The following is a 24231-nucleotide window of genomic DNA, read 5'->3' as shown; positions in this document are numbered from 1 at the left end:
GATGGCGAGCGACACCACGGCCGCCGTGCCCTCCCCCGCTCCCGGGCAGGAGGGCACGGCCCCCGGCCGCGCCGGCGCCGAGGAGCGCCGCAGCCGCCGCTACCGGCGGGACATGCGCTGGAGTCCGTACGCGTTCGTCGCGCCCTTCTTCCTGTTCTTCGCGGCGTTCGGCCTGTTCCCGCTGCTCTACACGGGGTGGGCCTCGCTGCACCAGGTCGAGCTGACCGCGCCGGACGACATGACGTGGGTGGGTCTGCGGAACTTCTCGCGGCTGCTCTCGGACGACTTCTTCTGGAACGCGCTGCGCAACACCGTCACCATCGGGATCCTGTCCACCGTGCCGCAGCTGATGGTCGCGCTCGGCATCGCGCATCTGCTCAACTACAAGCTGCGCGGCTCGATGTTCTTCCGGGTCGCCGTCCTCACCCCGTACGCCACGAGCGTGGCGGCGGCGACCCTGGTGTTCGTGCTGCTCTTCGGGCGCGACTACGGAATGATCAACTGGGCGCTCGGGCTGGTCGGTTTCGGGCCCGTCGACTGGCAGAACGGCACCTGGACCTCGCAACTCGCCGTCTCCACCATCGTCGTGTGGCGGTGGACGGGCTACAACGCGCTGATCTATCTCGCCGCGATGCAGGCGGTCCCCGCCGACCTGTACGAGTCGGCCGCGCTCGACGGGGCCTCGCGGTGGCAGCAGTTCCGCCATGTGACGATCCCCGCGCTGCGCCCGACGATCCTGTTCACCACGGTCGTCTCCACCATCGGCGCGACCCAGCTCTTCGGTGAGCCGCTCCTGTTCAACGGCGCCGCGGGCGCCACCGGCGGCTCGGACCACCAGTTCCAGACGCTCGGCCTCTACCTGTACGAACAGGGCTGGGTGAACCTGCACCTGGGCCGGGCCTCGGCGATCGCCTGGGCGATGTTCCTGATCCTGCTCCTCATCGGCGCGGTGAACTGGTTCGTCTCCCGCATGATGCGCAAGGGAGAGACGAGTTGATGGCCCAGCGTGCCGGCCGCCAGTTGCACGGCGGCCGCCTCACCTACGCCGTACTGACCGTGTTCACCGCCGGATCCCTCTTCCCGCTGATCTGGACGGCGGTCGCCGCGTCGCGCACCAACACCCGGCTCGCCCAGACACCGCCGCCGTTCTGGTTCGGCGGGAACCTGTTCAGGAACCTGCGGATCGCCTGGACCGACGCCAACATGGGCACGGCCCTGCTCAACACGACGATCGTGGCGTGCTCCATCGCGGCCGGCACGGTGTTCTTCTCCACCCTGGCCGGCTTCGCCTTCGCCAAGCTGCGGTTCCGCTTCAAGAACCTGCTGATGATCCTGGTCATCGGCACGATGATGGTGCCGCCGCAGCTCAGCGTCGTACCGCTGTACATGATGGTCGCGAAGCTGTCCTGGACCGACCAGCTGCAAGCCGTCATCCTGCCCACCCTGGTCAGCGCGTTCGGGGTGTTCTTCATGCGGCAGTACCTCGTGGAGGCGCTGCCCACCGAGCTGGTCGAGGCGGCCCGGGTGGACGGGGCGAGCAGCTGGCGGGTGGTGTGGCACATCGTGTTCCCGGTGGCCCGGCCGGCCATGGCGGTGCTCGGGATGCTGACCTTCGTGATGGCGTGGAACGACTTCTTCTGGCCGATCATCGCGCTGACCCAGAACGGCAGCCCCACCGTTCAGGTGGCCCTGACCGGGCTCGGCCGCGGCTACATCCCCGACCAGTCGGTCATCATGGCCGGTGCTCTGCTCGGCACGCTTCCGCTGCTGCTCGCGTTCGTCCTGTTCGGGCGGCAGATCGTGGGCGGGATCATGCAGGGCGCGGTCAAGGGCTGATCCCCACCGGGCGGTCCCAATTCCCCTTACACATCAGCTCGTTGGGAGTGTCGTATGTCCGACCGTTTTCCGCCCGGGTTCCTCTGGGGCGCCGCCACCTCCGCCTACCAGATCGAGGGCGCGGCCGCCGAGGACGGCCGCACCCCCTCGATCTGGGACACCTTCAGCCACACCCCGGGCAGGACCGACGGCGGGGACACCGGGGACGTGGCCGTGGACCACTATCACCGCATGCGCGAGGACGTCGCGCTGATGGCGGACATGGGCCTGACCGCGTACCGCTTCTCGGTGTCGTGGTCGCGGGTGCAGCCCACCGGGCGCGGGCCCGCCGTCCAGCTCGGCCTCGACTTCTACCGGCGCCTGGTCGACGCGCTGCTCGACCACGGCATCCAGCCCGCGCTCACCCTCTACCACTGGGACCTCCCCCAGGAGCTCGAGGCCGCGGGCGGCTGGCCCGCCCGCGAGACGGCGCACCGCTTCGCCGAGTACGCAGCGCTCGTCGGCGCCGCGCTCGGCGACCGCGTCGAGCAGTGGATCACCCTCAACGAGCCCTGGTGCAGCGCCTTCTTGGGGTACGCGTCGGGCGTGCACGCACCGGGGCGCACCGAACCCGCGGCATCGCTGCGCGCCGCGCATCATCTCAACCTCGCTCATGGCGAGGCGACTTCGGCGCTGCGTGCCGCGATGCCGGCCCGCAACCGGATCGCCGTCAGCCTCAACTCGGCCGTGGTGAGGCCGCGTTCCCAGGAACCGGCGGACCTGGAGGCGGCGCGCCGGATCGACGACCTCGCCAACGGCGTCTTCCACGGGCCGATGCTGCACGGCGCCTACCCGGACCGGCTGTTCGCGGACACCGCGTCCGTCACCGACTGGTCGTTCGTGCACGACGGCGATCTGCGCGCGATCCACCAGCCGCTCGACGCGCTCGGTCTCAACTACTACACGACCTCGCTGGTGTCCGCGGCGGACGCCGACGTTGCGGGCGCCCGCGCCGACGGCCACGGCGCGAGCGCGCACTCGCCGTGGCCCGGCGCCGACGGGGTCGCCTTCCACCAGCCGCCCGGCGAGCGCACCGCGATGGGCTGGACCATCGACCCGTCGGGCCTGTACGACCTGCTGCTCCGCTACACCAAGGAGGCACCGGGCCTGCCGCTCCTGATCACCGAGAACGGCGCGGCCTGCGACGACGAGCCGGGCCCGGACGGGGCCGTGCACGACCCGGACCGCATCCGCTATCTGCACGGCCACCTGGCGACGGTGCGCCGGGCGATGGAGGCGGGCGCGGACGTGCGGGGTTATTACCTGTGGTCCCTGATGGACAACTTCGAGTGGTCGTTCGGGTACGGCAAGCGGTTCGGCGCGGTGTACGTGGACTACGCGACGCTGGCCCGCACCCCGAAGTCGAGCGCCCGCTGGTACGCGGAGCTGGCCCGTACGGGTGAACTGCCTCCGGCGCCCGGGGACTGACACCACGGCGGGGCGGCGCGGGGGCGGTGCGCGGATGGTGGCGGGGGTGACGGACCGGGGTGCCGCCGCCCCCGACCGCTGTTAATTTCGCCTCTATGCGCCTTTTGTCCATAAACGTCGCACCCCGGCTCGGCTGAGCCGCGATGGGCATCCTCAAGGATCACCCGGAGCTCGCCCTCTTCCTCTGCCTCGCGCTCGGCTACCTCGTCGGCAAGCTGCGCGCCGGGCCCATCACGCTCGGCGGGATCTGCGGCACCCTGATCGTGTCGCTCCTGATGGGCGCGTGGGCCAAGGTGCAGGTCTCGGGCGACGTCAAGACGGTCTTCTTCGCCCTGTTCATCTTCTCGCTCGGCTATCTCGCGGGCCCGCAGTTCTTCGCCAACCTCAACCGCGGCAGCCTGCGCTTCTTCACGCTGTGCCTGATCGAGCTGGTCTGCGTGCTCGGCATCGCGTACGGCCTGGCGAAGGCCTTCGGGCTCGACGTCGGCACCGCGTCCGGCATCCTGGCCGGCGCCGCCACCGAGTCCGCGGTCGTCGGCACCGCCACCGAGGCCATCGGCAAGCTGAGCGGCCTCACCCCGGCCCAGGTCAGCGACTACCAGGGCCACGTCGCCACCGCGTACACGGTCTGCTACCTCTTCGGCCTCATCACCATCGTCATCTACACCAGCCAGATCATGCCGATGATGCTGCGCATCAACCTGCGCGACGCCTCGCGGCAGCTGTGGGAGAAGATGCGCGGCGGCGGGGGCGAGCACGGCCTGGAGGCCGACGAGCGCGAGGCGCTGCCGGGCCTGGTGGGCCGCACCTATCTGGTGACGCTTGCCGACGGCCGCACCATCGGCGACCTGGAGTCCTCGCTCGGCGGGCGGATCACCATCGAGGCGCTGCGCCGCGGCAGCCGCGCCATCGCCCCCGAACCGCACGTCGAGCTGACCCTGTCCGATCTCGTCCTGGTCGTCGGGCGGCGGGCCAACACCATCGAGGCGGGCCGCGAGATCGGCCCCGAGACACCCGGCATCCCGGGCCTCGACTCGCCACTGGCCACCACACAGGTCGCGATGACCGAGAAGTCCGCCGACGGCAGGAGCCTCGATCAACTCCAGCACGACCACCCGGAGTTCATCAAGCAGGGCGTGTACGTCACCGATGTGATCCGCAACGACCAGCACCTGCCCGCCACCCCGGACACCGTGCTGCGGCGCGGCGACGTCCTCACCCTGGTCGGCGCCAGGTCCGGTCTCACCAAGCTGGTCGCGAAGATCGGCGCGGTGGTCAAGAACGACGCCACCGACTTCATCTATCTGGGCTTCGGCATCGTCTGCGGCTCGCTGCTCGGGCAGGTGGTGGTCCGGGCCGGTGACATCCCGCTGTCGCTCGGCACCGGTGGCGGCTGTCTGATCTCCGGGCTCGTCTTCGGCTGGTTCCGCTCGCGCAAGCAGACCTTCGGCGCGTTCCCTCCGCAGGCCGCGACCACCCTCAAGGACATGGGCCTGGCGGTCTTCATCGCCTGCACCGGCCTCGTGTCGGGGCCGCAGGCCTGGCCGCTGCTCAAGCAGTACGGGGCGCTGCTCCCCTTCGCCGGGATCGCGATGGTGCTGATCCCGGCCACTCTGTCGCTCGTCGTCGGACGCGCCCTGCTGAAGATCGAGAAACCGCTGCTCATCGGCGCGATCGCGGGCCAGCAGTGCTCGACCCCCGCCATCACCTCCATCACCCAGGTCGCCCAGAGCTCCGTACCGATGCTCGGTTACACGATCACGTACACGCTCTCCAACTTCCTGCTCCCCCTGACCGGCCCGGTCCTCGTCGGCGTACTCGGAGCCTGAACATGATCGATTTCATCAACCGGAACATCTTCCATCCGCACCCCGAGCTCCTGGTGTTCGTCACCATCGCGCTCGGCTTCCTGCTCGGGAAGGTCCGCTACAAGGCGATCGGGCTCGGCGCGGTCACCGGCTGTCTGATCGTGGGCCTGTTCCTCGGGGCCCAGTTCAAGGTGCCGATCGACGCGACCGTGAAGAACCTCTTCTTCACGATGTTCCTGTTCGCGCTCGGCTACCGGGTCGGCCCGCAGTTCTTCCGCGGCCTGAAGAAGGACGGCCTGCCGCAGGTCGCCAACGCGCTGATCGTCTGCGTCACCGGCCTGCTGGTGTCCTGGGGCCTCGCCTCGATGCTCGGCTACGGCCCCGGGCTCTCGGCCGGGCTGCTCGGCGGCGGGCTCACCCAGTCCGCCGTGATCGGTGTCGCCCAGGACGCCATCGGCAACCTGCCGGGTCTGAGCCCCGCCCAGGTCAAGAGCGAGGAGAACCTCGTCGCCATCGGCTACGCGGTCTGCTATCCGCTCGGCACCGTGTGCGCGGCCCTGCTCCTGGCCTCGGTGCTGCCCCGGCTCTACCGCAAGAACCTCGCCGAGGAGAGCGCCAAGCTCGCCAAGGAGCTGGACGCGCCCGGCAACGACCCCGACCTGGGCGCCGGCTACTACGAGGTGGTGCTGCGCGCCTACAAGGTGGAGCGCCCCGACCTCGTGGGCCGCACCATCGACGACTTCGAGCAGCAGCAGAAACAGCTGGGCCGCCGCGTCTACATCACCGGGGTGCGGCGCGACGGCACGGTCCTCGACCACGACCAGCAGACGGTCCTGCACCTGGGTGACACCGTCGCGATCAGCGCGATCCGCGGCGACCTCGTCACCTACGACGCCCGCACCCGCGTCGGCGGCGAGGCCGACGACGTGGAGCTGCTCGGCTACCAGACCGAGACGCTGCACGTGGTCGCCTCCGAGAAGAGCCAACTGGGCAAGACCATCGGCGAGTTGCGGCAGGAGCCGTTCATGGTCGGGGTGTACGTGGACAAGCTGTACCGCTCGGGCACCGAGTTCCCCTACCGGCTCTCCACCCCGATCGAGCGCGGCGACACCCTCATCCTGACGGGGCCCAAGCGCCTGGTGGGCCCGGCGGGCAAGGCGATCGGCAAGCCGGTGCCGACCAGCTTCGCCACCGACATGGTGTGGGTGTGCCTGGGCATCTTCCTCGGCGCGCTGATCGGCATCCCCGCCCTGAAGGCGGGCGGCGTCCCGATCTCGCTCTCCACCTCCGGGGGCGCGCTGATCATGGGTCTCGTCTTCGGCTGGATCCGCTCCAAGTATCCGACGTACGGCAACGTGCCGCCCGGCGCCCAGTGGTTCATGGACACCCTCGGGCTGTGCCTGTTCATCGCGGTGGTCGGCATCAACGCCGGGCCCGGCTTCACCAGCGGCCTGTCCACGGCGGGCTGGAGCCTGCTCCTGTGGGGCGTGGTGGTCACCGTCGTGCCGCTGCTCGTCGGCTTCCTGGTGGGCCACTACATCCAGAAGATCCGCTTCCCGGTCCTGATGGGCGTCCTCGCGGGCGGCGAGACCACGACGGCCGCGTTCGGCGCGGTCAACGAGGCGTCCAGATCCCAGATCCCGACGCTCGGCTACACCATCCCCTACGCGATGAGCAACGTCCTGCTCACCATCTGGGGCGCCGTGATCATCATCCTCAACCACTGACGCGCCTCACTGTCCGACGCCTCAACCGCTGACGTACGTAAGGAAGTCCCGTGCCCAAGACCACCTTCACCCGTGAGGAAATCCAGTCCTTCGCCCAGCTCTCGCCGTTCGAGCTGAAGGACAAGTTCATCCAGATCGCCCAGGCGGTACAGGCGGACGAGCCGGGCCAGAAGGAGAAGTCCGCGCGGCAGATGCTGAACGCGGGCCGCGGCAACCCGAACTGGGTGGCCACCGGCCCCCGCGAAGCCTTCTACGCGCTCGGCTACTTCGCCCTGTCGGAGTCCCGCCGGGTGTGGACCGCCGACAACCTCGGCGGCATGCCCGAGAAGCAGGGCGCGGCCGGCCGCTTCGACGCGTACGTGCGCCAGCACCCGGACCTGCCCGGCATCGAGCTCCTGGAGAAGTGCATCGCGTACGCCGTCGAGCGGTTCGGCTTCGACCGGGACGAGTTCGTGCACGAGCTCACCGACAGCTCGATCGGCGACAACTACCCGGTGCCGGACCGGATGCTGGTGCACGCCGAGAAGATCGTGCGCGGCTACCTCGCCGACGAGATGTTCGACAAGCGGCCTCCGCAGGACACCCTGTCGCTGTTCGCGACCGAGGGCGGCACGGCGGCCATGTGCTACATCTTCGACTCCCTGATGAAGAACGGGATCCTGAAGAAGGGCGACCGGATCGCCCTGATGGTGCCGGTGTTCACGCCGTACATCGAGATCCCCGAGCTCGACACCTACGAGTTCGACGTGGTGCGCGTCGAGGCGAGCCTGTTCGCCGAGAGCGGGGTGCGCGAGTGGCGCTATCCCCCCGAGGAGGTCGCCAAGCTCGCCGACCCGAGCGTGAAACTGGTGTGCCTGGTCAACCCGTCCAACCCGCCCTCGCTGGCGCTGAGCGACCGGGTCACCCAGCAGATCAAGGAGATCGTGGCCGGGCCGAACCCGAACCTCCTCATCGTCACCGACGACGTGTACGGCACCTTCGTGGAGGGCTTCCGCTCCATCGCCGCCGAGGTGCCGCGCAACACCCTGCTCGTCTACTCGTACTCCAAGCACTACGGCTGCACCGGCCACCGGCTCGGTGTGATCGGGCTGCACGACGACAACGTGATCGACGAGCTGATCGCCGCGCTGCCGCGGTCCGAGAAGGAGCGCCTGGACAAGCGGTACGGGACGCTGACCCTGGAACCGTCCAAGATCCGGTTCATCGACCGTCTGGTCGCCGACTCGCGCCAGGTCGCCCTCAACCACACCGCGGGCCTCTCGCTGCCGCAGCAGGTGATGATGAGCCTGTTCTCGCTCTTCGACCTCCTGGAGGAGGGCCAGGCGTACAAGCACCGCATCCGCGCGATCGTCAACCAGCGGCTCGACCTCCTCCTGGAGGGCGCCCAGATGAAGATCGCGAACGATCCGAAGCGGGCGTGCTACTACATCGAGCTCGATCTGCTCGCCGAGGCCGAACGCGTCCACGGCAAGGACTTCGCGGCCTTCCTGGAGAAGACCTACGAGCCCGTCGACCCGCTGTTCCGGCTGGCCGAGCAGACCAGCGTGGTGCTGCTCAACGGCGGCGGCTTCGAGGGACCTCAGTGGTCGGTACGGGTCTCGCTCGCCAACCTCGACGACCTGGACTACTTGAAGATCGGCCACCACCTGCGGGCGATCTTCAACGACTACGCGGAGGAGTGGCGGACGTCGCGCGCGTGACGCGTCCGGCGAGCGGGCCGCGGGGCTTGAACCTCACGTGGCGTGAGGATGCACAGTGACGGCATGAGTGAATCCACCTGGAAGGTGGGCCCCCTGGCGGAGGCCAGTGGGCTCACCGTCCGCACCCTGCACCACTGGGACACCATCGGCCTGCTCTCGCCGTCCCGCCGCACCGCGGGCGGCCACCGCGCGTACACGGAGTCCGACGTCGGGCGCCTCTACCAGGTGCTCGCCCTGCGCGGCCTGGGCCTCGGGCTCGACACCATCGCCGTCTGTCTGGACTCCGGGGTCGATCCGGCGCGCGTTCTGCGCGACCACCGCGAGAGCGTCGAGGCGCACCTCGCCGCGCTGACCGCCCTGCGGGACCGGCTCACGGACATCGAGGAGGAGCTGGCGGACGGCCGGCCCCCGACAACCTCGGCGGTCCTCGACGCGCTGCGCGCGACCGGCGCCGCGGAAGGGGCGGTCCGCCGCCACCTCGACGACGAGCAGATGCGGGCGCTCGGCCGGCACGGCGCGGCGGCAGGCCCGGCCGCCCACTACCTCCTGGAGGTCGAGTGGCCCGAACTGTACCGACGGGCCGAGGAGTTGAGGGTGGCCGGCACCGAGCCGACCGATCCGCGCGTACGCGGTCTTGTGGCCCGGATGGACGAGTTGAGCGCGCTGTTCGGCGGAGGTGACCGGACGCTCTCGGCGGGCGTGCGGGCCGCGTGGCGCGAGGATCCGGCGGCGCTGTCCGGGGACGCGTCGGCGAGGCCGGGGCAGTGGGACGGGCTGATGGAGTACCTGGAGGCGGCACGATGAACGGGACGAAGAAGAACGGGCCGAGGACGAACGGGCCGAGGATGAACGGGCCGAGGATGAACCGGTACTCGCTCCTGCCGTACCTGCTGATCGTGGTGCCGCTGCTGTGCGCGCTCGCTGCGTTCGGGACGGTCGGGTGGGGTGTGGTGGCCGCGGTGACGGCGGCGGTCGTCGTGCTGGCCCTGCTGACCCGGGCGTGGACGCACTGCGGCGCCCCGGCCGACGTGGGGGAAGGTGCGTACCGGCCGGGACGCTGGTCCAGTGAGGTCAAGTCCCTTTCTTCTGGGACTACTTCTTCTGGGACTACTTGTAGGCGCCGAAGGCCTTGGTGAAGGCGAGCGGCTCCTGGGCGATCGAGGAGCAGGTGGGGTCGGCGGAGTTCTTGGCGCCGCCGGAGCACTGCTGGTCACGGGCGGCGGACCACATGGCGAGCCAGGCCAGGCCCTTGGACTGGGCGAAGCCGACGAGCTTGGTGGCGTCCGCGACGGTGAACTTCTCGACGTTGACGTCATTGACGCCGATCATCGGCGTGACCGCTACGGCCTTCCATGCGGCGGAGTCCGTCAGACCCAGAACTCCCTTGATCTGGGCCTGGGTCGCCGTGGCGGCCTGGATCGCGTAGTCGCCCATGTCACCGCTGTAGGAGGGCCCGTAGTCCATCGCCATGATGTTGACGGCGGAGACCTTGACGCCGTTCTTCTTGGCGTCGGCGACGAGGTCGACGCCGGGCTGGGTGAGCCCCTCGGGCATCACGGGCAGCGTGAACGAGACGTCGAGCCCGGGGTGGGACTGCTGGAGCTTGGCGATGGCCTGCGCACGGCGGGTGTTGGCGGCGGTGTCGGGCAGCGCGGCACCCTCGATGTCGAAGTCGACCTTGGTGAGCTTGTAGGCGTCGACGACCTTGCCGTACGCGGCGGCCAGGTCGTCGGCGCTCTTGCAGACCAGGCCGAGTTCGGAGCCGGAGGCGCCGCCGAAGGAGACCCGGACGTCGCCGCCCTTGGCGCGCAGCGCGCCGATCTGCGAGGCGACCTTGTCGCCCGGCAGGTCGGTGACTCCGCCCCACAGCGGGGCGCAGCCGCCGCCGGAGGTGACGAAGGCGAGGGTGAACTGCTTGACGCCGGTCTTGTCGGCGGTGCCGGCCAGGTCGTACGTCGGGTAGAGCGAGGTGTCGACGTACGGCGAGAACCCGGCGCCGCCGCCCGCGGTGCCGCTGCCCGACGGCTTGCTCGGAGTGGGCGTCGCGGTGGCCGTCCTGGACGGGGTGGCGGTCGGCTTGGTGGTCGGCTTGGAGCTGGGCTTGGTGCTCGCCGGCTGGGAGGGCTGGGAGGTGGGCCGCTCGGTGGGGCGTCCGCTGGGCTGCGGGGTGGCGCCGGAGTCGACGGAACACTTCTCCTGGTCTATGAGACAGCCGGTCGGGTCGCCGGCGGTACCGGCGGCGGCGGTGACGAAGCCGATGGTCACCGACTTGCCCGCGGCGAGCCCGCCCTTGTTCCAGCTCGGGGGCTTCACGGTGACGTGCCGGCCCTTGACGGTCTGGTCGCCGTTCCAGAGGGAGGAGAGCGTGGTGCCGGCCGGCAGGTCGAACTCCAGGGTCCAGTCGGTGAGGGGCTTGGCGGTGTCGTTGGTGATGACGTACTGCCCGGTGTAACCACCGGTCCAGCTGCTGGTCTTGGTGTACGCCGCGCCGACGGAGGCGGCCTGGGCTGTGCCGGTGAGCGCGAGGGCTCCGCCGCCGACGACCGCCGCGGCGACGAGACCGCCGATCACCTTGGTCTTGCCGCTCGTCGTGCGGCGATGCGTGCTGGTGGCCATGCCGTGCCTGCCTCTGCGTTGCGGGGGAATTCCGGGGTGCGGGCAGCACGCTAGCCCGGGGGATCCGGACAAATGCCCAGTACTGGGCGGGGCTTGGGGATCTTAGGCCCGCCTTAAGGATCCGATGGGGGGAGGTTAAGCCCGCGCCCCTCAACCCCGCCTTCGTGTGCGGACCGTGCCCGCGTCTCGCGCAGTTCCCCGCGCCCCTTGACCCCGCCTTCGTGTGCGGGCCGTGCCCGCGTCTCGCGCAGTTCCCCGCGCCCCTTGAACGGCCGGCTTTCGGGTGCGGACCGTGCCGGCTTGCTCGCGCAGTTCCCCGCGCCCCTCAATCCCGCCTTCGTGTGCGGACCGTGCCCGCTTCTCGCGCAGCTCCCCGCGCCCCCAAAACCCCCGTTCGTGTGCGGACCGTGCCCGCGTCTCGCGCAGTTCCCCGCGCCCCTTAACTACTCGGTGCCGGGCTGCATGGGCATAGTCAGCCCGTCCGGCGATTGAGGACGAGCGCCCTTCAGGCGCGAACGGGGTCTGGGGCGGAGCCCCAGGGAGCCGCACCCTCAAGTAGCCGCACGGGCGGGAGGGTGGGAAAACGCGCGAACGGGGTCTGGGGCGGAGCCCCAGGGCGGGTCAGGCGGGGGCGCCGCGGCGGCGGAGGCGGTGGCCTCGGCGGGTCGGGGTGGCCGCACCGAGCCCGATCCACAGGCGCACCTCCGTGCCGCCGAGCACGGAGTGACCGATCCGGACATCGCCGCCCGTCGACTCGGCGACCCGGCGGACGATGTCGAGGCCGAGCCCCGTCGACCCGGGACGCCCCCCGCTGTTGCCGCGGGCCAGCGCCGCCCGGGGGTCGGAGATGCCGGGCCCCGCGTCGGAGACCAGCACGATCACCGCCTCCTCCCCGTTGTGGACGTCCACCGAGAACGCCGTCCCCTCCGGCGTGTGCCGGAACACGTTGCCGAGCAGCGCGTCGAGCACCGCGACGAGGTCGGGCCGGGCCACCGGGATGCGGATGGGCCGGTCCACGCCCGCGAGCCGCACCTCGCGGCCCTCGTCCTCGGCGAGCGCCGACCAGAACGCCATCCGGTCGAGGATCACCTCACAGGCGTCGCAGCCCGAGCCCGGCCCGGCCGGCTGGGTCTTGGGCTTGGCGTCCCGCGCCGTGCGGATGATCGTGTCGACCTCGCGCTCCAGCTGCTCGACCGCGGCCCGCGTCTGGTCGGCCGCGGGCCCGTCCCCGAGGGAGGCCGCGTTCAGTCGGAGCACGGTGAGCGGCGTACGCAGCCGGTGCGAGAGGTCGGCCGCCAACTCCCGTTCATTGGCGAGCAGTTGGACGACCTGGTCCGCCATGGAGTTGAAGGCCACCGCCGCTTGGCGCAGTTCGGTGGGCCCCTCCTCCGGGACCCGCGCCCCGAGCTTCCCCTCGCCCAGGTCCTGCGCCGCGCCGGCGAGCCGCTGGGCCGGGCGGACCATACGTACCCCGAGGCGGTCGGCGACGGCCACCGAGCCGATGATCAGCGCGATGCCGACCCCGGCGAGGACCAGCCAGGCCGTCGCCACGCCGTTGCTGACCTCGGCCTCCGGCACGAAGACCTCGACGATCGCGATCTGCCCGGAGCTGAGCGCGGTCGGCTGGAGCAGCGTGGAGCCGCCCGAGACGTCGGAGATCGAGGCCTTGATGACCTTGCGGGTGGTTTCGAGGTCCTGCCCCTCGGCCCGCTGTGTGCCGATGTCCACCGGCGCACTGCCCGGCACGGCCGGGTCGGCCGGCACGTGCACGGCCATCCGGCCCTCGGCACCGGACTGGGTGGAGGCGACGGCCCGCTCCAGGGCGTCGCGGTCGGTGGTGATGGACAGCGTGGGCCCGATCGCCGCGGCCTGGCGTTCGGCGTTGGAGAACGCCCGGTCGCGGGCCATCTCCTTGATGACCATGCCGAGAGGCACCGCGAAGGCGACGACCACCATCACGGTCACGGCGAGGCAGACCTTGACCAGCGCCCATCTCATCGTGGCGGCTCCAGCTTCACGCCGACACCGCGCAAGGTGTGCAGATAGCGGGGCCGGGCGGCCGTCTCCCCCAACTTCCTTCGCAGCCAGGACAGATGGACGTCGATGGTCTGGTCGTCGCCGTAGGACTGCTGCCACACCTCGGCGAGCAGCTCCTTGCGCGGCACGACCACGCCGGGCCGGCCGGCGAGGAAGGCGAGAAGGTCGAACTCGCGCCGGGTCAGGTCGAGCCCGGTGCCGTCGAGTTCGGCCTGGCGGCGCAGCGGGTCGACGCGGAGCCCGCCGACCTGGAGCACCCGCGAGGGCGGTTCGGCCCCGGCCGTGGCGCGCGCCCGGCGCAGCACTGCAGCCATCCGCGCGGAGAGGTGTTCCACGGAGAACGGCTTGGTGAGGTAGTCGTCGGCGCCGTCGTTGAGCAGCCGGACGATCTCCGTCTCGTCGTCCCGCGCGGTCGCGATGATCACCGGTACGTCGGTGATGCCGCGGAGCATCTTGAGCGCCTCGGACCCGTCCAGATCGGGGAGTCCGAGGTCCAGGATGACCACGTCGAAACGGATATGGGCCACTTCGCGCAGCGCCTCAAGTGCCGTGCCGACGCTCCGTACCGTGTGGGAGGCCTCGGTGAGGTGGCGGATGAGGGCGGAGCGGACAAACTGGTCGTCCTCGACCACGAGCACACTTGCCATGGCCCGCACCGTACGCCATGCGGATGATCGCGGTCCCCCGTGGGAGTGGAGTCGGAGGTGGCGGGACACCGGTGGGGCTCGTGGTGCAGTATGGCCCGGATGCACAGAGGACTCGTACACGGTTTGGCGTGGTCGCTCGCCACGGGAGCGGCGGTGACGCTCTCCTGGTGGGGTGTCCACACGGTGATGGCCGGCACGGCGTACGACCCGCCGCGCGCCCTGCCGATCAGCGGCGAGGCGCGCATCACCCAGGACTCCGGGCCGGACGCCTCCTCGACCCATGGCGCCAAGGAGAGCCCGCCCGCGCCGACGCCCTCCGCATCGCCGAAGGCGTCGAAGGGGCCCGGGGACGGGAAGCCGTCGGGCACTCGCGCGCCGTCGGGCCCGAGCAAGTCGCCTTCGCCGTCCAGCTCTTCGGGCGATTCCGCCAATTCGGGCGCGGTGCGGGGCTACAACGTCGCGGGCGGCCGGGTCGTCTTCGACCTCGGCGCCAGCTCGGCCCAACTGGTCTCGGCCACGCCCGCGTCGGGCTGGCGGATGGACCGCTGGATCCAGGCGCAGTGGATACGGGTCACGTTCACGCGCGGCGACGAGACCGTCTCGGTGTTCTGCACCTGGAACGGGCATCCGCCCATGGTGGAGATCAACAACACTTGACCGGCGGCACGCCGGGCCCGACGGGCGCCTCACCGCGTGCGGCTCACCGGAAGGCCGAGGCGGGCGGCGCGGGCGAGGGCTTGGCGCTCGCGTCGCGCACCGCCGCCGCCCCGCCCGTGAAGTCGGCGAGCTCCCGCCCGTGCTGGACCCGGCCGGGGTGCGGGTCGCCCGCGATCCGCCGGGTCAGCTCGGCGACGGGCAGCGGCACCGCGGAGCCGACCAGCACCGCGTTGCCGAACCGCTTGCCGCGCAGCACCGTGGGATCGGCGGCGAGCGCGAGCTCGGGGAAGACCCCGGCGGCCGTGGCTATCTGGCCTCTCAGATGGGCGAGCGGCGGCCCGTCGGCGAGGTTCGCGGCGTACGTGCCGTCCGGCTTGAGCACCCTGCGCACGTCGTCGAGGAACTCGGCACTGGTCAGGTGCGCAGGGGTACGGGCCCCGCTGAACACGTCCGCGATCACGAGGTCGGCCCAGGCATCGGGGAGCTTGGCGAGCCCGGCCCGCGCGTCGCCGCCCCGCACCCGGATCCGGGCCCCGGGGTCGAGCGGCAGCTCCCGGCGCACCAGTTGGACGAGCGCGGCGTCGAGCTCGACGATCTGCTGGCTGGAGCGGGGCCGGGTCGCCGCGACGTAGCGGGCCAGGGTGAAGGCGCCGCCGCCCAGATGCAGGACGTTCAGGGGCCGGCCGGCCGGCGCCGCGAGATCGATGACGTGGCCGAGCCTGCGCTGGTACTCGAAGGTCAGGCGCTCCGGGGCGTCGAGGTCGACGTGCGACTGGGGCGCCCCGTCGAGCAGCAGCGTCCATCCGCCCGAACGGTCCCGGTCGGGTATGAGCTCCGCGAGCCCGCCGTCCACCGCCTCCACGACGGGTTCCGGACCCGACCCCCGCCGCCTGCTGCTCTTCGCCATCCGGCCATTATCGACCGGTCGCGCGGGTGCCGCCTTCCCGCACGGAGACGATGCGGGCACCCGCCTCGCAGATGCCGTCGGCCGCCTCGATCATCCGGGCCGCCTCCCCCAGCGCTGCCCGCAGCAGGCCCGGGTCGGTGACCTCGGTGGTGTCCGGCGGGAGCAGCCAGCCCGAGCCGGTGACGGGCGGCTCGACGGGGAGCCCGGACATGCGCAGCCCGCGCCCGTTGGTCTCCGTACAGGCACTGCCCGGCACGTCCCAGGCGGCGGCGGTGCCGGGGGGCACCAGGAAGCCGAGGGTGTCGCAGGCCCCGTCGTGCAGGACCGGCCCGACGGCCGCGGGGGCGGCGCCGCGCCGGATGATGTCGACGGCCTCTAGGCCTTGGCGGGCGGGCACGGTCACGAGGTCGCAGGGCTCGTCCTCGGCGCCGCACGCGAGGACCTGCGGGGTGCCGGGCCGCGACGCGCTCGGCCGTGACGCGTTCGCCCGCGGTGCGTTCTCCCGCGGTGCGTTCGGGCGGTGGACGGCCGTCGTCTGCGGGCCGGAGACGGTGAAGTCGGTGGGGGTGTCGGTGTTCACGCAGTCCTCCAACAAGGCAAGCCCTCCGCGCATAGCGGTGTCTGGCGCTCTCCGCATGGTTCAACGCCCTTGCGCGTCAAGGGGAACGGCGGCATGCCGCCGCAAAGGATGGCAGTTCATGGCGGATCGCGGGTGAGATATCCGTTTTGTAGGCAAACGCTGTGTGAACGGGCCGTCACAGACGGTACGTTCTTGCTCCGCACCACCCCGCCAGAGAGAGCTGTCGAGCCATGGCGCCGTCACCAGATCCCCAGGCAGACCCCCGGGTGAGCGAGCGGACTCCGCGGACGCCGAGCCGGCTCACGCGGGAACCCAACGCGGCGTTCCGGCAGGTGCGGGGCGCCAGGTCACCGGGCGAGTTCGCGGCCGCGGTGCGCCGCGCCGCCCGCGAGATCGGCGAGCAGGTCGCCTGTGACGCCCGCTACATCGGGCGGGTGGAGAACGGCGAGATCCGCTGCCCCAACTATGCGTACGAAAGGGTCTTCCGGCACATGTTCCCGGGTTTGACCCTGGCCGACTTGGGGTTCTCGGCACGGGAGTCGGTACGGGGCCGGGGGGCGCGCCCCGCCCCCGCCGCCCCCCTCATCCGCCTGGCACCCCGCCCCGACCACCCGGACGGCCCGAACGACCCGCCGTCGCAGGACCACCCCCCGCTGTACGACCACCACGACCACCGGAACCACCAGAACGACGAGGAGAGCGACGTGCTGCGTCGCGCATTCATGACGGGCTCCACCGCCGCGATGGCGGCCGTCTCACTGGGCCTCGACCCGGTGCCCGCACACTCCGTCCAGCGCGTCGGCGAGGCCGAGGTGAACGCCGTCGAGGATGCGGTGCGCCGGATCAGACTCCTGGACGACCGGCACGGCGCGGACACGCTCTACCAGCGTGCCGCGCAGCCGCTGCGCACCGCCTACGCCCTGCTCGACGCTAGTGCCGCCCGGCGCTCCACCCACGAGCGGCTGCATGCCGGCACGGGCGAACTGGCCATCTCGGTGGGCTGGTTGGCGCACGACTCGGGCCGCTTCGGTGAGGCCCGCTCGCACTATGCGGAGGCGCTCGCCACGGCGCGCCTCGCGGGCGACCCCGCGCTGGAGGCGCACGCGTTCTGCAACATGTCGTTCCTGGCCAGGGACATGGGCCGGCCGCGCGAGGCGATGCGGGCGGCCCAGGCGGGCGAGCGGGCGGCGCAGGGGCTCGGCTCGGCCCGGCTGCTCTCTTTGCTGGCGTTGCGCGAGGCGGGCGGATGGGCGGGGCTCGGCGACCGCTCCGCGTGCGAGGAGGCGCTCGGGCGGGCGCACAGCCGGTTCGCGCGGGGCGCCTCGGGCGCCGACCCCGAGTGGATGAGCTTCTTCGTCGAGGCCGAGCTCGAAATGCTCCAGGCGCAGTGCTTCTCGGCGCTGGGCGACTGGTCGCGGGCGGCCCGGCACGCGCGCCGGGCGGGGGCGCTGCAGGACCCCTACTTCACGCGGAACCTCGCGCTGTACCGGGCGGAACTCGCCGACGATCTCGCGCGGGCGGGAGCGCCGGCCGAATCCGCGGCGGTGGGCCAGCAGGTCCTCGACCTCCTGAACCAGGTCCGGTCCACCCGCATCCACGCGATGCTGGCGGACACGTCCCGTCTTTTGACCCCGCACCGGGCCGCGCCGGAGGTGGCGGCGTTCCTGGAACGGAGGGCGGCGGTGGCGGTGTAGGAGCCCGCCGCCCCCTGAACCCCGCACGCCCCAACCCGCCTCCGCCCGCGGGGACCGTGCCGCAGGGAGCCCTGGATGCCGGCCCGGGACAACCCCATGGGGCTGGGCTCAGCGCTCCAGGTGGCCCGTGTCGTTCCACCGCTCGACCGCCGGCTCCCCGTACGCCCACCCAAGCACCGACAGCGACGTCGGATCGAGCCGGACCCGCGCCGCGAAGGAGATGTCCTCGCCCAGCCACCGCGCCGCGATGGACCGCAGAATGTGCCCGTGCGCGAAGACCAGCACGTCCCGCCCCGCGGACCGCGCCCACGCCACCACCTCGTCCGCCCGCGCGGCGACCTGCGCCAGGCTCTCCCCGTCCGGCACCCCGTCCCGCCAGATGAACCAGCCGGGCCGCACCGCCTGGATCTCGGGCGGCGTCATGCCCTCGTACGCCCCGTAGTCGTACTCCATGAGCGCGTCCCACGGCTCGGCCCGCTCCCCGAACCCGGCGAGTTCGCAGGTCTCCGCGGCCCGGACGAGGGGGCTCGTGCGGACCTCGACGCCGGGCAGCCCGTCCCAGGGCGACCGGTGCAGCCTCTCCCCGAGCAGCTTCGCGCCGCGGCGGCCCTCGTCGAGGAGGGGGATGTCGGTCCGGCCGGTGTGCTTGCCCGCGAGCGACCACTCGGTCTGCCCGTGCCGGGCCAGCAGGATGCGCGGTGCGGCGGCTGCCATGGGTGTTCTCTCCCGATCCCGTACGAAATGTTCCGCCGTCCATCATCGCGCACCCCCAAGGGCGGGCGGCGCCCGGATCCCCCGAGGCAACCAGCGGCCCGGCCCCGACGTCTGACCCCAACACCGGGGTGCTGTGCGAAGACGACCGCTTACACCGTACGGTTGAACGCACGTCGAAAACCCGTTGGCCCCCAGAGGGCAGCCCGATGACCAAGTGGGGGGACCCTTCCGGATGCAGCCGCAGCACCATGCCACGCGACCGCGCTGGTGGACCGAACTCCCCCTGATCGCGATCATCTACGCGGCGTACTCGCTGGGACGGCTGATCGTACGGGGCGACGAGGCGCGGGCCACCGAGCACGGCCTGTCCATCCTGCGCCTGGAGAAGTCGCTCCACCTCAACGCCGAGCACCCGCTGAACCGGCTGTTCACGCACACCCCGGCCCTGGGCATACCCGCCGACTTCGTCTACGCCTCGCTGCACTACCTCATAACCCCGGCCGTGCTGATCTGGCTGTTCCGCCGGCGCCCGTGGCAGTACCGGGCCGCCCGCGGCTGGCTGATGACGTCCACCCTGCTCGGCCTCGTCGGCTTCACGTTCCTGCCGACGTGCCCGCCCCGGCTGCTGCCCGCGGTGCAGGGCTTCACGGACACGATGGCGCAGTACGGCTCGTACGGCTGGTGGGGCGGCGAGGCGAGCGCGCCGCGCGGCATGGGCGGGATGACCAACCAGTTCGCAGCGATGCCCAGCCTGCACGTGGGATGGGCGCTGTGGTCCGGGGTGATGCTGTGGCGCTTCGGCGGCAGTCGGATCACGAAGATCGCCGCCGTCGTGTACCCGCTGACCATCACGTTCGTGGTGATGGGCACCGCCAACCACTACCTCCTCGACGCGGTCGCCGGCGTCGCCGTGATGGGCCTCGGCCTGCTGCTCTCCAGGCCGTTGCTGCGGCTCGCGGAGCGCGTGCGCGCCCGCTTCGCGCCCGCCCCTTCCGCCACCCGTGCCCCGATTGTCAGTCCCGGATGCCAGACTTCCCCGGGTGAGCCAATCCCTGGGCAGCGGACCTCCTCCCGCATCCCCGCAGAAGCCGTCGACGGCACTCCGTCGAAGGCTCGCTGAGCTACGCGGCCCGGCGGTCCCTGCCAGGCCGCTGGACGCCCGAGCGCTCGCGGCCCTCGCCGCGAACCCGGGATGCCGCAGACGCGCCCTGCTCGACGGCGCGGGGGTGGACAAGGGCGCCCTCGCGGAGGCGATCGGCTCGCCGTCGGCCGCGTTCGGCCAGTCCCAGTTCGCGTTCATGCGGGGCAACGCCTTCGAGGCGAAGGTGAAGGGCGACGGCGGCACCGAGCTGCTCCGGCTGCTGTACGAGCGGATGGGCTCCGGCGCCGAGCCGCCCGGCCCCGCCGTCTCCCCGGACCTGACGGCGGCCGGCCCCGAGGGCCGCGCGGCCCGCACCGCGCTCGCCCTGCGCGAGGCCACGGCCGCGGGAGCCTGGGCGCTGCTCGACCATCCGATGCTCGCCCTCGAAGTGGCCGGCTCCCCCGCCTACCTGGAGCCGGACGCGGTGGTGGTGCACCCCGACGGCCGGTGGACGGTCGTCGAGATCAAGTCCTTCCCCATGATCGACGCGGCCGCCGACGCGTCGAAGGTCGGCGCGGCCGCCCGCCAGTCCGCGGTGTACGTCCTCGCCCTCGAGCGGGTGGCGGAGCGCACGGACGGCGCGTCGGTGAACCACTCGGTGCTGCTCGTCTGCCCGAAGGACTTCTCCAACCTGCCGACCGCGTCGGTGGTCGACGTACGCAAGCAACTGTCGGTCACCCGGCGCCAGTTGACCCGTCTCACCCATGTCGAGGACATCGCGGACGCCCTGCCGCCGGGCACCACCTTCGACCTCGACGGCCAGTCGGGCGCGGCCCTGGCCTCGGCGGTCGAGGCGGTGCCCGCGGTGTACGCGCCGGAGTGCCTGTCCGCCTGCGAGCTGGCCTTCCACTGCCGCGGCAGGGCCCGCGAGCAGGGCGTGGTGACCGCGCTCGGCCGCCCGCTGCGCGGCGAGCTCGGCGCCCTGACGACCGTCGGCGAGGTCCTCGCGGCGGCGCGCGGCGAGGCGGGCGACCCCACCGATCCGACGGTGGCGGCGGTGCGCCGCGCGGCGGCCCTGCGCGCGGAGGCGTGCGGCACGGGCCCGACCACCGCCCCGCGCGCGGCCGCGGAAGCCGCCCGGGACGAGGCGTCCGACGAAGTCCCGGAACGGGCAGCCGCCGAAACGACCGCCATCCCCGAACCGGCCCCCGCGGAAGCGGCCGCCCCGGAGGGAGCGTCGTGTCGCTGATCTCCACCCTGGCCCGCCTGGAGGCCGTCGAGTGCGGCCGAGCCCAGCCGCTGACCACCGTCCGCCACCGCCATCTGTCCGAGCGCCCGCTCGTCTTCGTGCCGCTCACCACGGCGGGCGAGGCGGGCGCGCCGCTCGGCGCCCTGGTCGGCAGCGACCGCGACACCCCGACGCTGCTGGTGGTCCCCCAGCCCCGCGACCGCGACCTGCGCTTCACCTTCCTCGCCGATCTCGCCGAGGCCGTCCTGCCGTACCTGGACGGGTACGCCGCCGACATCGAGCTCACCGAACGCTCCGAGACCGATCCGGAGACCGGCAAGAAGACCAAGGTCGAGGTCGAACTGTGCGCGGAAGCGCCGCAGTTGATCGTCCCCGGCCGGGCCGGCATCGACTTCGTGCGCCTGCTCGGCCGCTCGATGCGCTTTCGCCGCACCGTCGAGCAGGATCCGGACGCGCCCTATCCTGCGCCGCCCCGGGTCCCCCTGCTGGGCCGCTGGTTCACGCACTACGGCGAGCGCGCCCGCACCCCCGGCGCCGCGCTGCTGCTCGCCGCCACCGACCTCCTGAACCGGCACTGGGCGACCGGCCAGTCCAGCCTGGAGGACCAGCACCTGGGCGCCCTGCTCGCCTGGATCGACCCGCCCGCCGGCGCGTCGGGGGCCGATGCGGCGCTGCGCGCGGAGCTGGCGCGGGGCGCCGACGGCCAGCTCCTGTGCCCGCCGGCCGGCCCGGCCACCGACCCGGCGTTCGACAACGGGCTGCTCGCACCGGCCGTGGAGCGCTACGACCGGGCCCGCCAGGCGTTGCAGACGGCCGAGGACGGCCTGGCCGCGGACGAGCGGCTCGGCCGGCTGGCCTCGGCGGAGCGGGAGATCCGCCGCCTGCTCGCGGCCCAGCTCATGCCCACCTGGTCGGCGGTGTGGCACGCCCTCGACCTGCTGCGGGAGCTGCCCGAGGGCGAGCGGGCCGCCGCGCGCTGGACGAGCGACCGCTGGTCGTTCACCGGCCACCGCGACCGGATCACCGCCGGCGAGCCGCCCCAGCCGCGCCGCGACGACGCGGTGACCGCCGCCACCAAGCTGCTGCGCCGCGAGCGCGCCCAGGCCGAGCTGGAAGCGGGCGAGGCGCTGGACGACCCGCTGGTGATGGCGGGCCGCAGGCTCGCGGGCGAGGCGTTCGCGGGCGAGGTGGTCGAGGTGACCCCGGCGTGGTCGGAGTCCAAACGCCCGAGCCCGCGCCCCCTGATCAGCCTGCGCACGGACGACGCCCCGCATCTCGCCGAGGGCGCGAAGGTCTACCGCACCCTGGACGGCAAGCCGCAGAAGGCCGAGTTCGTCGCGTACGAGTCGGCGGCGGGAGATGGGGAAGAGGGCGCCGGCGGGGAGCGCACGCTCGTGCTGCGCGTCCTGGACAAGATGGGGCGCGGTAAGGACCCCGCGCCCGGGTCGGTGCCCGAGAAGGGCGACCGGCTGTGCTGGACGCTCTTCGAGCACGACCAGCGGGGCGCCGCCAAGCTGCCCGACCCGGAAGCCACCCCCTGGACCCACGGCGGCCCGCCCGGTTCCGTCACCGCCGAGCAGCCCGACCCGCTCACCCCCGAGGACCTCCTGTGACCGCCTTCGATCCCGGGGCCGCGGCGACCGCGGCCACCGACGCGATCCTCGCCGACACCCTGCACGGCACGTCGCGCGGCGTCGTCGTCGACTCGCCGCCGGGCGCCGGAAAGTCCACGCTCGTGGTGCGCGCCGCGCTCGAACTCGCCGCCGCGGGACGGCCGTTGATGGTGGTGGCCCAGACCAACTCCCAGGTCGACGACCTCGTGGTCCGCCTCGCCGAGAAGGCCCCGGACCTGCCGGTCGGCCGTCTGCACAGCAGCGACAGCGACCCGTACGACAAGGCCCTCGACGATTTGGAGAACGTGCGGAAGTCGTCGAAGGCGGGCGACCTGGCGGGTCTCGACGTGGTGATCTCCACGTCCGCGAAGTGGGCGCACGTGAAGGATGTCGAGCCGTGGCGGCACGCGATCGTGGACGAGGCGTACCAGATGCGCTCGGACGCCCTCCTCGCGGTGGCCGGGCTCTTCGAGCGGGCACTGTTCGTGGGCGACCCGGGCCAGCTCGACCCGTTCGCGATCGCCGACGCCGAGCAGTGGGCGGGCCTGTCGTACGACCCGTCGGCGAGCGCGGTCTCCACGCTCCTCGCGCACAACCCCGAGCTGCCGCAGCACCGGCTGCCCGTCTCCTGGCGCCTGCCCGCGTCGGCGGCGCCGCTGGTGTCGGACGCGTTCTATCCGTTCACGCCGTTCCGCAGCGGCACCGGCCACGGCGACCGCCGGCTCGCCTTCGGCGTCGCGCCGGACGGCTCGGCGGCGGACCGCGCCGTCGACGAGGCCGCCCGGTCGGGCTGGGCCCTGCTGGAGCTGCCGGCCCGGCACACCCCGCGCACCGACCCGGAGGCGGTGCACGCGGTCGCGCTCGTCGTACGCCGCCTCCTCGACCGGGGCGGCGCCGCGACCAGCGAGCGCTCCCCCGACCCGGCCCCGCTCACCGCGGACCGGATCGCGGTCGGCACCGCGCACCGCGACCAGGCCGCCTCGATCCGGGCGGCGCTCACGGAGCTGGGCGTGAGCGGGGTGGCGGTCGACACGGCGAACCGGCTCCAGGGCAGGGAGTTCGACGTGACGGTCGTCCTGCACCCGCTCTCGGGCCGCCCGGACGCGACGGCCTTCCACCTGGAGACGGGCCGCCTGTGCGTCCTGGCCTCGCGCCACCGGCACGCCTGCATCGTGGTCTGCCGCGCAGGCGTGACCGACCTCCTGGACGACCACCCCTCGACGGAACCGGTCCAGCTCGGCGTGACGGTGAAATTCCCGGACGGCTGGGAGGCGAACCACGCGGTCCTTTCCCACCTCGCGGAACACCGCATCCCCTGGCGCCCCTGACCGGGGCTCGCGGCGCCCGCCCCGGCCGCCCATGTCCGGGTTCCGGCATCGCCCCCGCGGGGCCCTCTTGCGCGGGGGCGGGAGAATGGACGGTGGCCCGGGGCGCCCGGAGCCTTGAGTGTCGACCTGCCCTGGGAGGACAGACATGCCGGAGCACGAGCGGAACGAGGAGCGGCAGCAGCTGCGGCCGGCGCCGTTGCTCTTCGAGCCTTCCGAGGCGACCGCCGACCCGGAGCACTTCTTCGACCTGGAGTCCATGGACGACCCCCGGGCGCTCCTGACCCGTTCGACGGAGCTGGCCCTGGCCTTCCGGGCCGCGGCGGACCGGGCCGTGGAGTTCCAGGCGATCGCGGCGGCCCAGCTCGCCGACCCGCGCCGCTTCGACCGGCTGACCCCGGCCGACGTGGCGGAGCGGGCGCAGTGGACCGAGGACTACGCGAAGAAGATGATCGAGTTCGGCCGCGACCTGCTGCGCGACGCCGACACGCCCTAGCGCCGCCCGGCACCGTCCCCGCCCCGCCCCGCCCCGCCCCGCCCCGCCCCGCCCCGAGATTCACCCACGCGCCCGGG

The 24231-nt window shown here is 72.4% G+C and carries 20 protein-coding genes; 14 read left to right on the top strand and 6 right to left on the bottom strand.

The annotated features are described in order from the left end of the window. Position 1 precedes the first annotated feature (1 nt). The 7 genes from OG432_RS22080 to OG432_RS22050 all read left to right on the top strand — a co-directional run bounded on the left by OG432_RS22080 (position 2) and on the right by OG432_RS22050 (position 9342). Positions 2 to 997 carry a carbohydrate ABC transporter permease gene (locus OG432_RS22080; RefSeq protein ID WP_328312684.1) on the top strand — a complete coding sequence of 332 codons (996 nt, stop codon included), beginning with the start codon at positions 2 to 4 and terminating at the stop codon, positions 995 to 997. Then, positions 997 to 1836: a carbohydrate ABC transporter permease gene (locus OG432_RS22075; protein ID WP_328312683.1), complete on the top strand. Its 840-nt coding sequence runs from the start codon at positions 997 to 999 to the stop codon at positions 1834 to 1836. The genes OG432_RS22080 and OG432_RS22075 overlap by 1 nt, the downstream gene beginning before the upstream one ends. A gap of 54 nt (positions 1837 to 1890) precedes the next feature. Further along, entirely contained in the window at positions 1891 to 3303 is a 1413-nt protein-coding gene (locus OG432_RS22070; RefSeq protein ID WP_328312682.1) for a GH1 family beta-glucosidase, read from the top strand. A 143-nt stretch (positions 3304 to 3446) separates the two neighbouring features. Further along, positions 3447 to 5132 (top strand): aspartate-alanine antiporter, encoded by a 1686-nt coding sequence (gene aspT / locus OG432_RS22065; protein WP_328312681.1) that lies wholly within the window; start codon positions 3447 to 3449, stop codon positions 5130 to 5132. A 2-nt stretch (positions 5133 to 5134) separates the two neighbouring features. Continuing rightward, a complete protein-coding gene (aspT, locus tag OG432_RS22060; protein ID WP_328312680.1) occupies positions 5135 to 6838 on the top strand; it encodes an aspartate-alanine antiporter in 1704 nt (567 codons plus the stop codon). 50 nt (positions 6839 to 6888) lie between these two features. Then, positions 6889 to 8538 carry a bifunctional aspartate transaminase/aspartate 4-decarboxylase gene (locus OG432_RS22055; RefSeq protein ID WP_328312679.1) on the top strand — a complete coding sequence of 550 codons (1650 nt, stop codon included), beginning with the start codon at positions 6889 to 6891 and terminating at the stop codon, positions 8536 to 8538. A gap of 63 nt (positions 8539 to 8601) precedes the next feature. After that, complete coding sequence (locus OG432_RS22050; protein ID WP_328312678.1) at positions 8602 to 9342, top strand: MerR family transcriptional regulator; 741 nt, start codon at positions 8602 to 8604, stop codon at positions 9340 to 9342. A 303-nt stretch (positions 9343 to 9645) separates the two neighbouring features. Here OG432_RS22050 and OG432_RS22045 read toward each other — a convergent pair whose 3' ends face one another. The 3 genes from OG432_RS22045 to OG432_RS22035 all read right to left on the bottom strand — a co-directional run bounded on the left by OG432_RS22045 (position 9646) and on the right by OG432_RS22035 (position 13838). After that, positions 9646 to 11154, bottom strand: a complete 1509-nt coding sequence (locus OG432_RS22045) for a cellulose binding domain-containing protein (protein WP_328312677.1) — start codon at positions 11152 to 11154, stop codon at positions 9646 to 9648. A gap of 621 nt (positions 11155 to 11775) precedes the next feature. Next, positions 11776 to 13152 carry a sensor histidine kinase gene (locus tag OG432_RS22040; protein ID WP_328312676.1) on the bottom strand — a complete coding sequence of 459 codons (1377 nt, stop codon included), beginning with the start codon at positions 13150 to 13152 and terminating at the stop codon, positions 11776 to 11778. After that, complete coding sequence (locus OG432_RS22035) at positions 13149 to 13838, bottom strand: response regulator transcription factor (RefSeq protein ID WP_328312675.1); 690 nt, start codon at positions 13836 to 13838, stop codon at positions 13149 to 13151. The genes OG432_RS22040 and OG432_RS22035 overlap by 4 nt, the downstream gene beginning before the upstream one ends. Before the next feature lie 99 nt (positions 13839 to 13937). On the opposite strand from OG432_RS22035, the gene OG432_RS22030 reads away from it, so the two are divergent. Beyond that, positions 13938 to 14495 carry a hypothetical protein gene (locus tag OG432_RS22030; RefSeq protein WP_328312674.1) on the top strand — a complete coding sequence of 186 codons (558 nt, stop codon included), beginning with the start codon at positions 13938 to 13940 and terminating at the stop codon, positions 14493 to 14495. Positions 14496 to 14538: 43 nt separating this feature from the next. Here OG432_RS22030 and OG432_RS22025 read toward each other — a convergent pair whose 3' ends face one another. Both OG432_RS22025 and OG432_RS22020 read right to left on the bottom strand, forming a co-directional pair. Further along, positions 14539 to 15402 carry a spermidine synthase gene (locus tag OG432_RS22025; RefSeq protein WP_328312673.1) on the bottom strand — a complete coding sequence of 288 codons (864 nt, stop codon included), beginning with the start codon at positions 15400 to 15402 and terminating at the stop codon, positions 14539 to 14541. Between the two features lie 7 nt (positions 15403 to 15409). Then, complete coding sequence (locus tag OG432_RS22020; RefSeq protein WP_328312672.1) at positions 15410 to 15982, bottom strand: hypothetical protein; 573 nt, start codon at positions 15980 to 15982, stop codon at positions 15410 to 15412. A gap of 230 nt (positions 15983 to 16212) precedes the next feature. On the opposite strand from OG432_RS22020, the gene OG432_RS22015 reads away from it, so the two are divergent. Beyond that, complete coding sequence (locus OG432_RS22015; RefSeq protein WP_443058432.1) at positions 16213 to 17676, top strand: tetratricopeptide repeat protein; 1464 nt, start codon at positions 16213 to 16215, stop codon at positions 17674 to 17676. A gap of 108 nt (positions 17677 to 17784) precedes the next feature. Here OG432_RS22015 and OG432_RS22010 read toward each other — a convergent pair whose 3' ends face one another. Further along, positions 17785 to 18390, bottom strand: coding sequence for a histidine phosphatase family protein (locus OG432_RS22010; RefSeq protein WP_328312670.1), 606 nt, complete (start codon positions 18388 to 18390; stop codon positions 17785 to 17787). Positions 18391 to 18622: 232 nt separating this feature from the next. On the opposite strand from OG432_RS22010, the gene OG432_RS22005 reads away from it, so the two are divergent. The 5 genes from OG432_RS22005 (at position 18623) to OG432_RS21985 (ending at position 24154) form a co-directional block, all read left to right on the top strand. Beyond that, a complete protein-coding gene (locus tag OG432_RS22005) occupies positions 18623 to 19510 on the top strand; it encodes a phosphatase PAP2 family protein (RefSeq protein ID WP_328312669.1) in 888 nt (295 codons plus the stop codon). Beyond that, positions 19431 to 20720 carry a hypothetical protein gene (locus OG432_RS22000; RefSeq protein WP_328312668.1) on the top strand — a complete coding sequence of 430 codons (1290 nt, stop codon included), beginning with the start codon at positions 19431 to 19433 and terminating at the stop codon, positions 20718 to 20720. The genes OG432_RS22005 and OG432_RS22000 overlap by 80 nt, the downstream gene beginning before the upstream one ends. Further along, positions 20711 to 22333, top strand: coding sequence for a hypothetical protein (locus OG432_RS21995; RefSeq protein WP_328312667.1), 1623 nt, complete (start codon positions 20711 to 20713; stop codon positions 22331 to 22333). Before OG432_RS22000 ends, OG432_RS21995 begins: the two co-directional genes overlap by 10 nt. Next, entirely contained in the window at positions 22330 to 23661 is a 1332-nt protein-coding gene (locus OG432_RS21990; RefSeq protein WP_328312666.1) for an AAA domain-containing protein, read from the top strand. Before OG432_RS21995 ends, OG432_RS21990 begins: the two co-directional genes overlap by 4 nt. A gap of 145 nt (positions 23662 to 23806) precedes the next feature. Then, positions 23807 to 24154 (top strand): hypothetical protein, encoded by a 348-nt coding sequence (locus OG432_RS21985; protein ID WP_328312665.1) that lies wholly within the window; start codon positions 23807 to 23809, stop codon positions 24152 to 24154. Positions 24155 to 24231: the final 77 nt, after the last annotated feature.

It is taken from the genome of Streptomyces sp. NBC_00442 (assembly GCF_036014195.1).
Taxonomy (GTDB): Bacteria; Actinomycetota; Actinomycetes; order Streptomycetales; family Streptomycetaceae; genus Streptomyces.
The sequence above is the reverse complement of the archived record's forward strand: the minus strand, read 5'-3'. Positions and strand labels throughout refer to the sequence as shown.

Bases quoted from the DNA above. Each gene is read 5' to 3' on its own strand.
- OG432_RS22080 (WP_328312684.1), top strand. From the start codon at position 2: ATGGCGAGCGACACCACGGCCGCCGTGCCCTCCCCCGCTCCCGGGCAG.
- OG432_RS22075 (WP_328312683.1), top strand. From the start codon at position 997: ATGGCCCAGCGTGCCGGCCGCCAGTTGCACGGCGGCCGCCTCACCTAC.
- OG432_RS22070 (WP_328312682.1), top strand. From the start codon at position 1,891: ATGTCCGACCGTTTTCCGCCCGGGTTCCTCTGGGGCGCCGCCACCTCC.
- aspT (WP_328312681.1), top strand. From the start codon at position 3,447: ATGGGCATCCTCAAGGATCACCCGGAGCTCGCCCTCTTCCTCTGCCTC.
- aspT (WP_328312680.1), top strand. From the start codon at position 5,135: ATGATCGATTTCATCAACCGGAACATCTTCCATCCGCACCCCGAGCTC.
- OG432_RS22050 (WP_328312678.1), top strand. From the start codon at position 8,602: ATGAGTGAATCCACCTGGAAGGTGGGCCCCCTGGCGGAGGCCAGTGGG.
- OG432_RS22045 (WP_328312677.1), bottom strand. From the start codon at position 11,154: ATGGCCACCAGCACGCATCGCCGCACGACGAGCGGCAAGACCAAGGTG.
- OG432_RS22040 (WP_328312676.1), bottom strand. From the start codon at position 13,152: ATGAGATGGGCGCTGGTCAAGGTCTGCCTCGCCGTGACCGTGATGGTG.
- OG432_RS22035 (WP_328312675.1), bottom strand. From the start codon at position 13,838: ATGGCAAGTGTGCTCGTGGTCGAGGACGACCAGTTTGTCCGCTCCGCC.
- OG432_RS22030 (WP_328312674.1), top strand. From the start codon at position 13,938: ATGCACAGAGGACTCGTACACGGTTTGGCGTGGTCGCTCGCCACGGGA.
- OG432_RS22025 (WP_328312673.1), bottom strand. From the start codon at position 15,402: ATGGCGAAGAGCAGCAGGCGGCGGGGGTCGGGTCCGGAACCCGTCGTG.
- OG432_RS22015 (WP_443058432.1), top strand. From the start codon at position 16,213: ATGGCGCCGTCACCAGATCCCCAGGCAGACCCCCGGGTGAGCGAGCGG.
- OG432_RS22010 (WP_328312670.1), bottom strand. From the start codon at position 18,390: ATGGCAGCCGCCGCACCGCGCATCCTGCTGGCCCGGCACGGGCAGACC.
- OG432_RS22005 (WP_328312669.1), top strand. From the start codon at position 18,623: ATGCAGCCGCAGCACCATGCCACGCGACCGCGCTGGTGGACCGAACTC.
- OG432_RS21985 (WP_328312665.1), top strand. From the start codon at position 23,807: ATGCCGGAGCACGAGCGGAACGAGGAGCGGCAGCAGCTGCGGCCGGCG.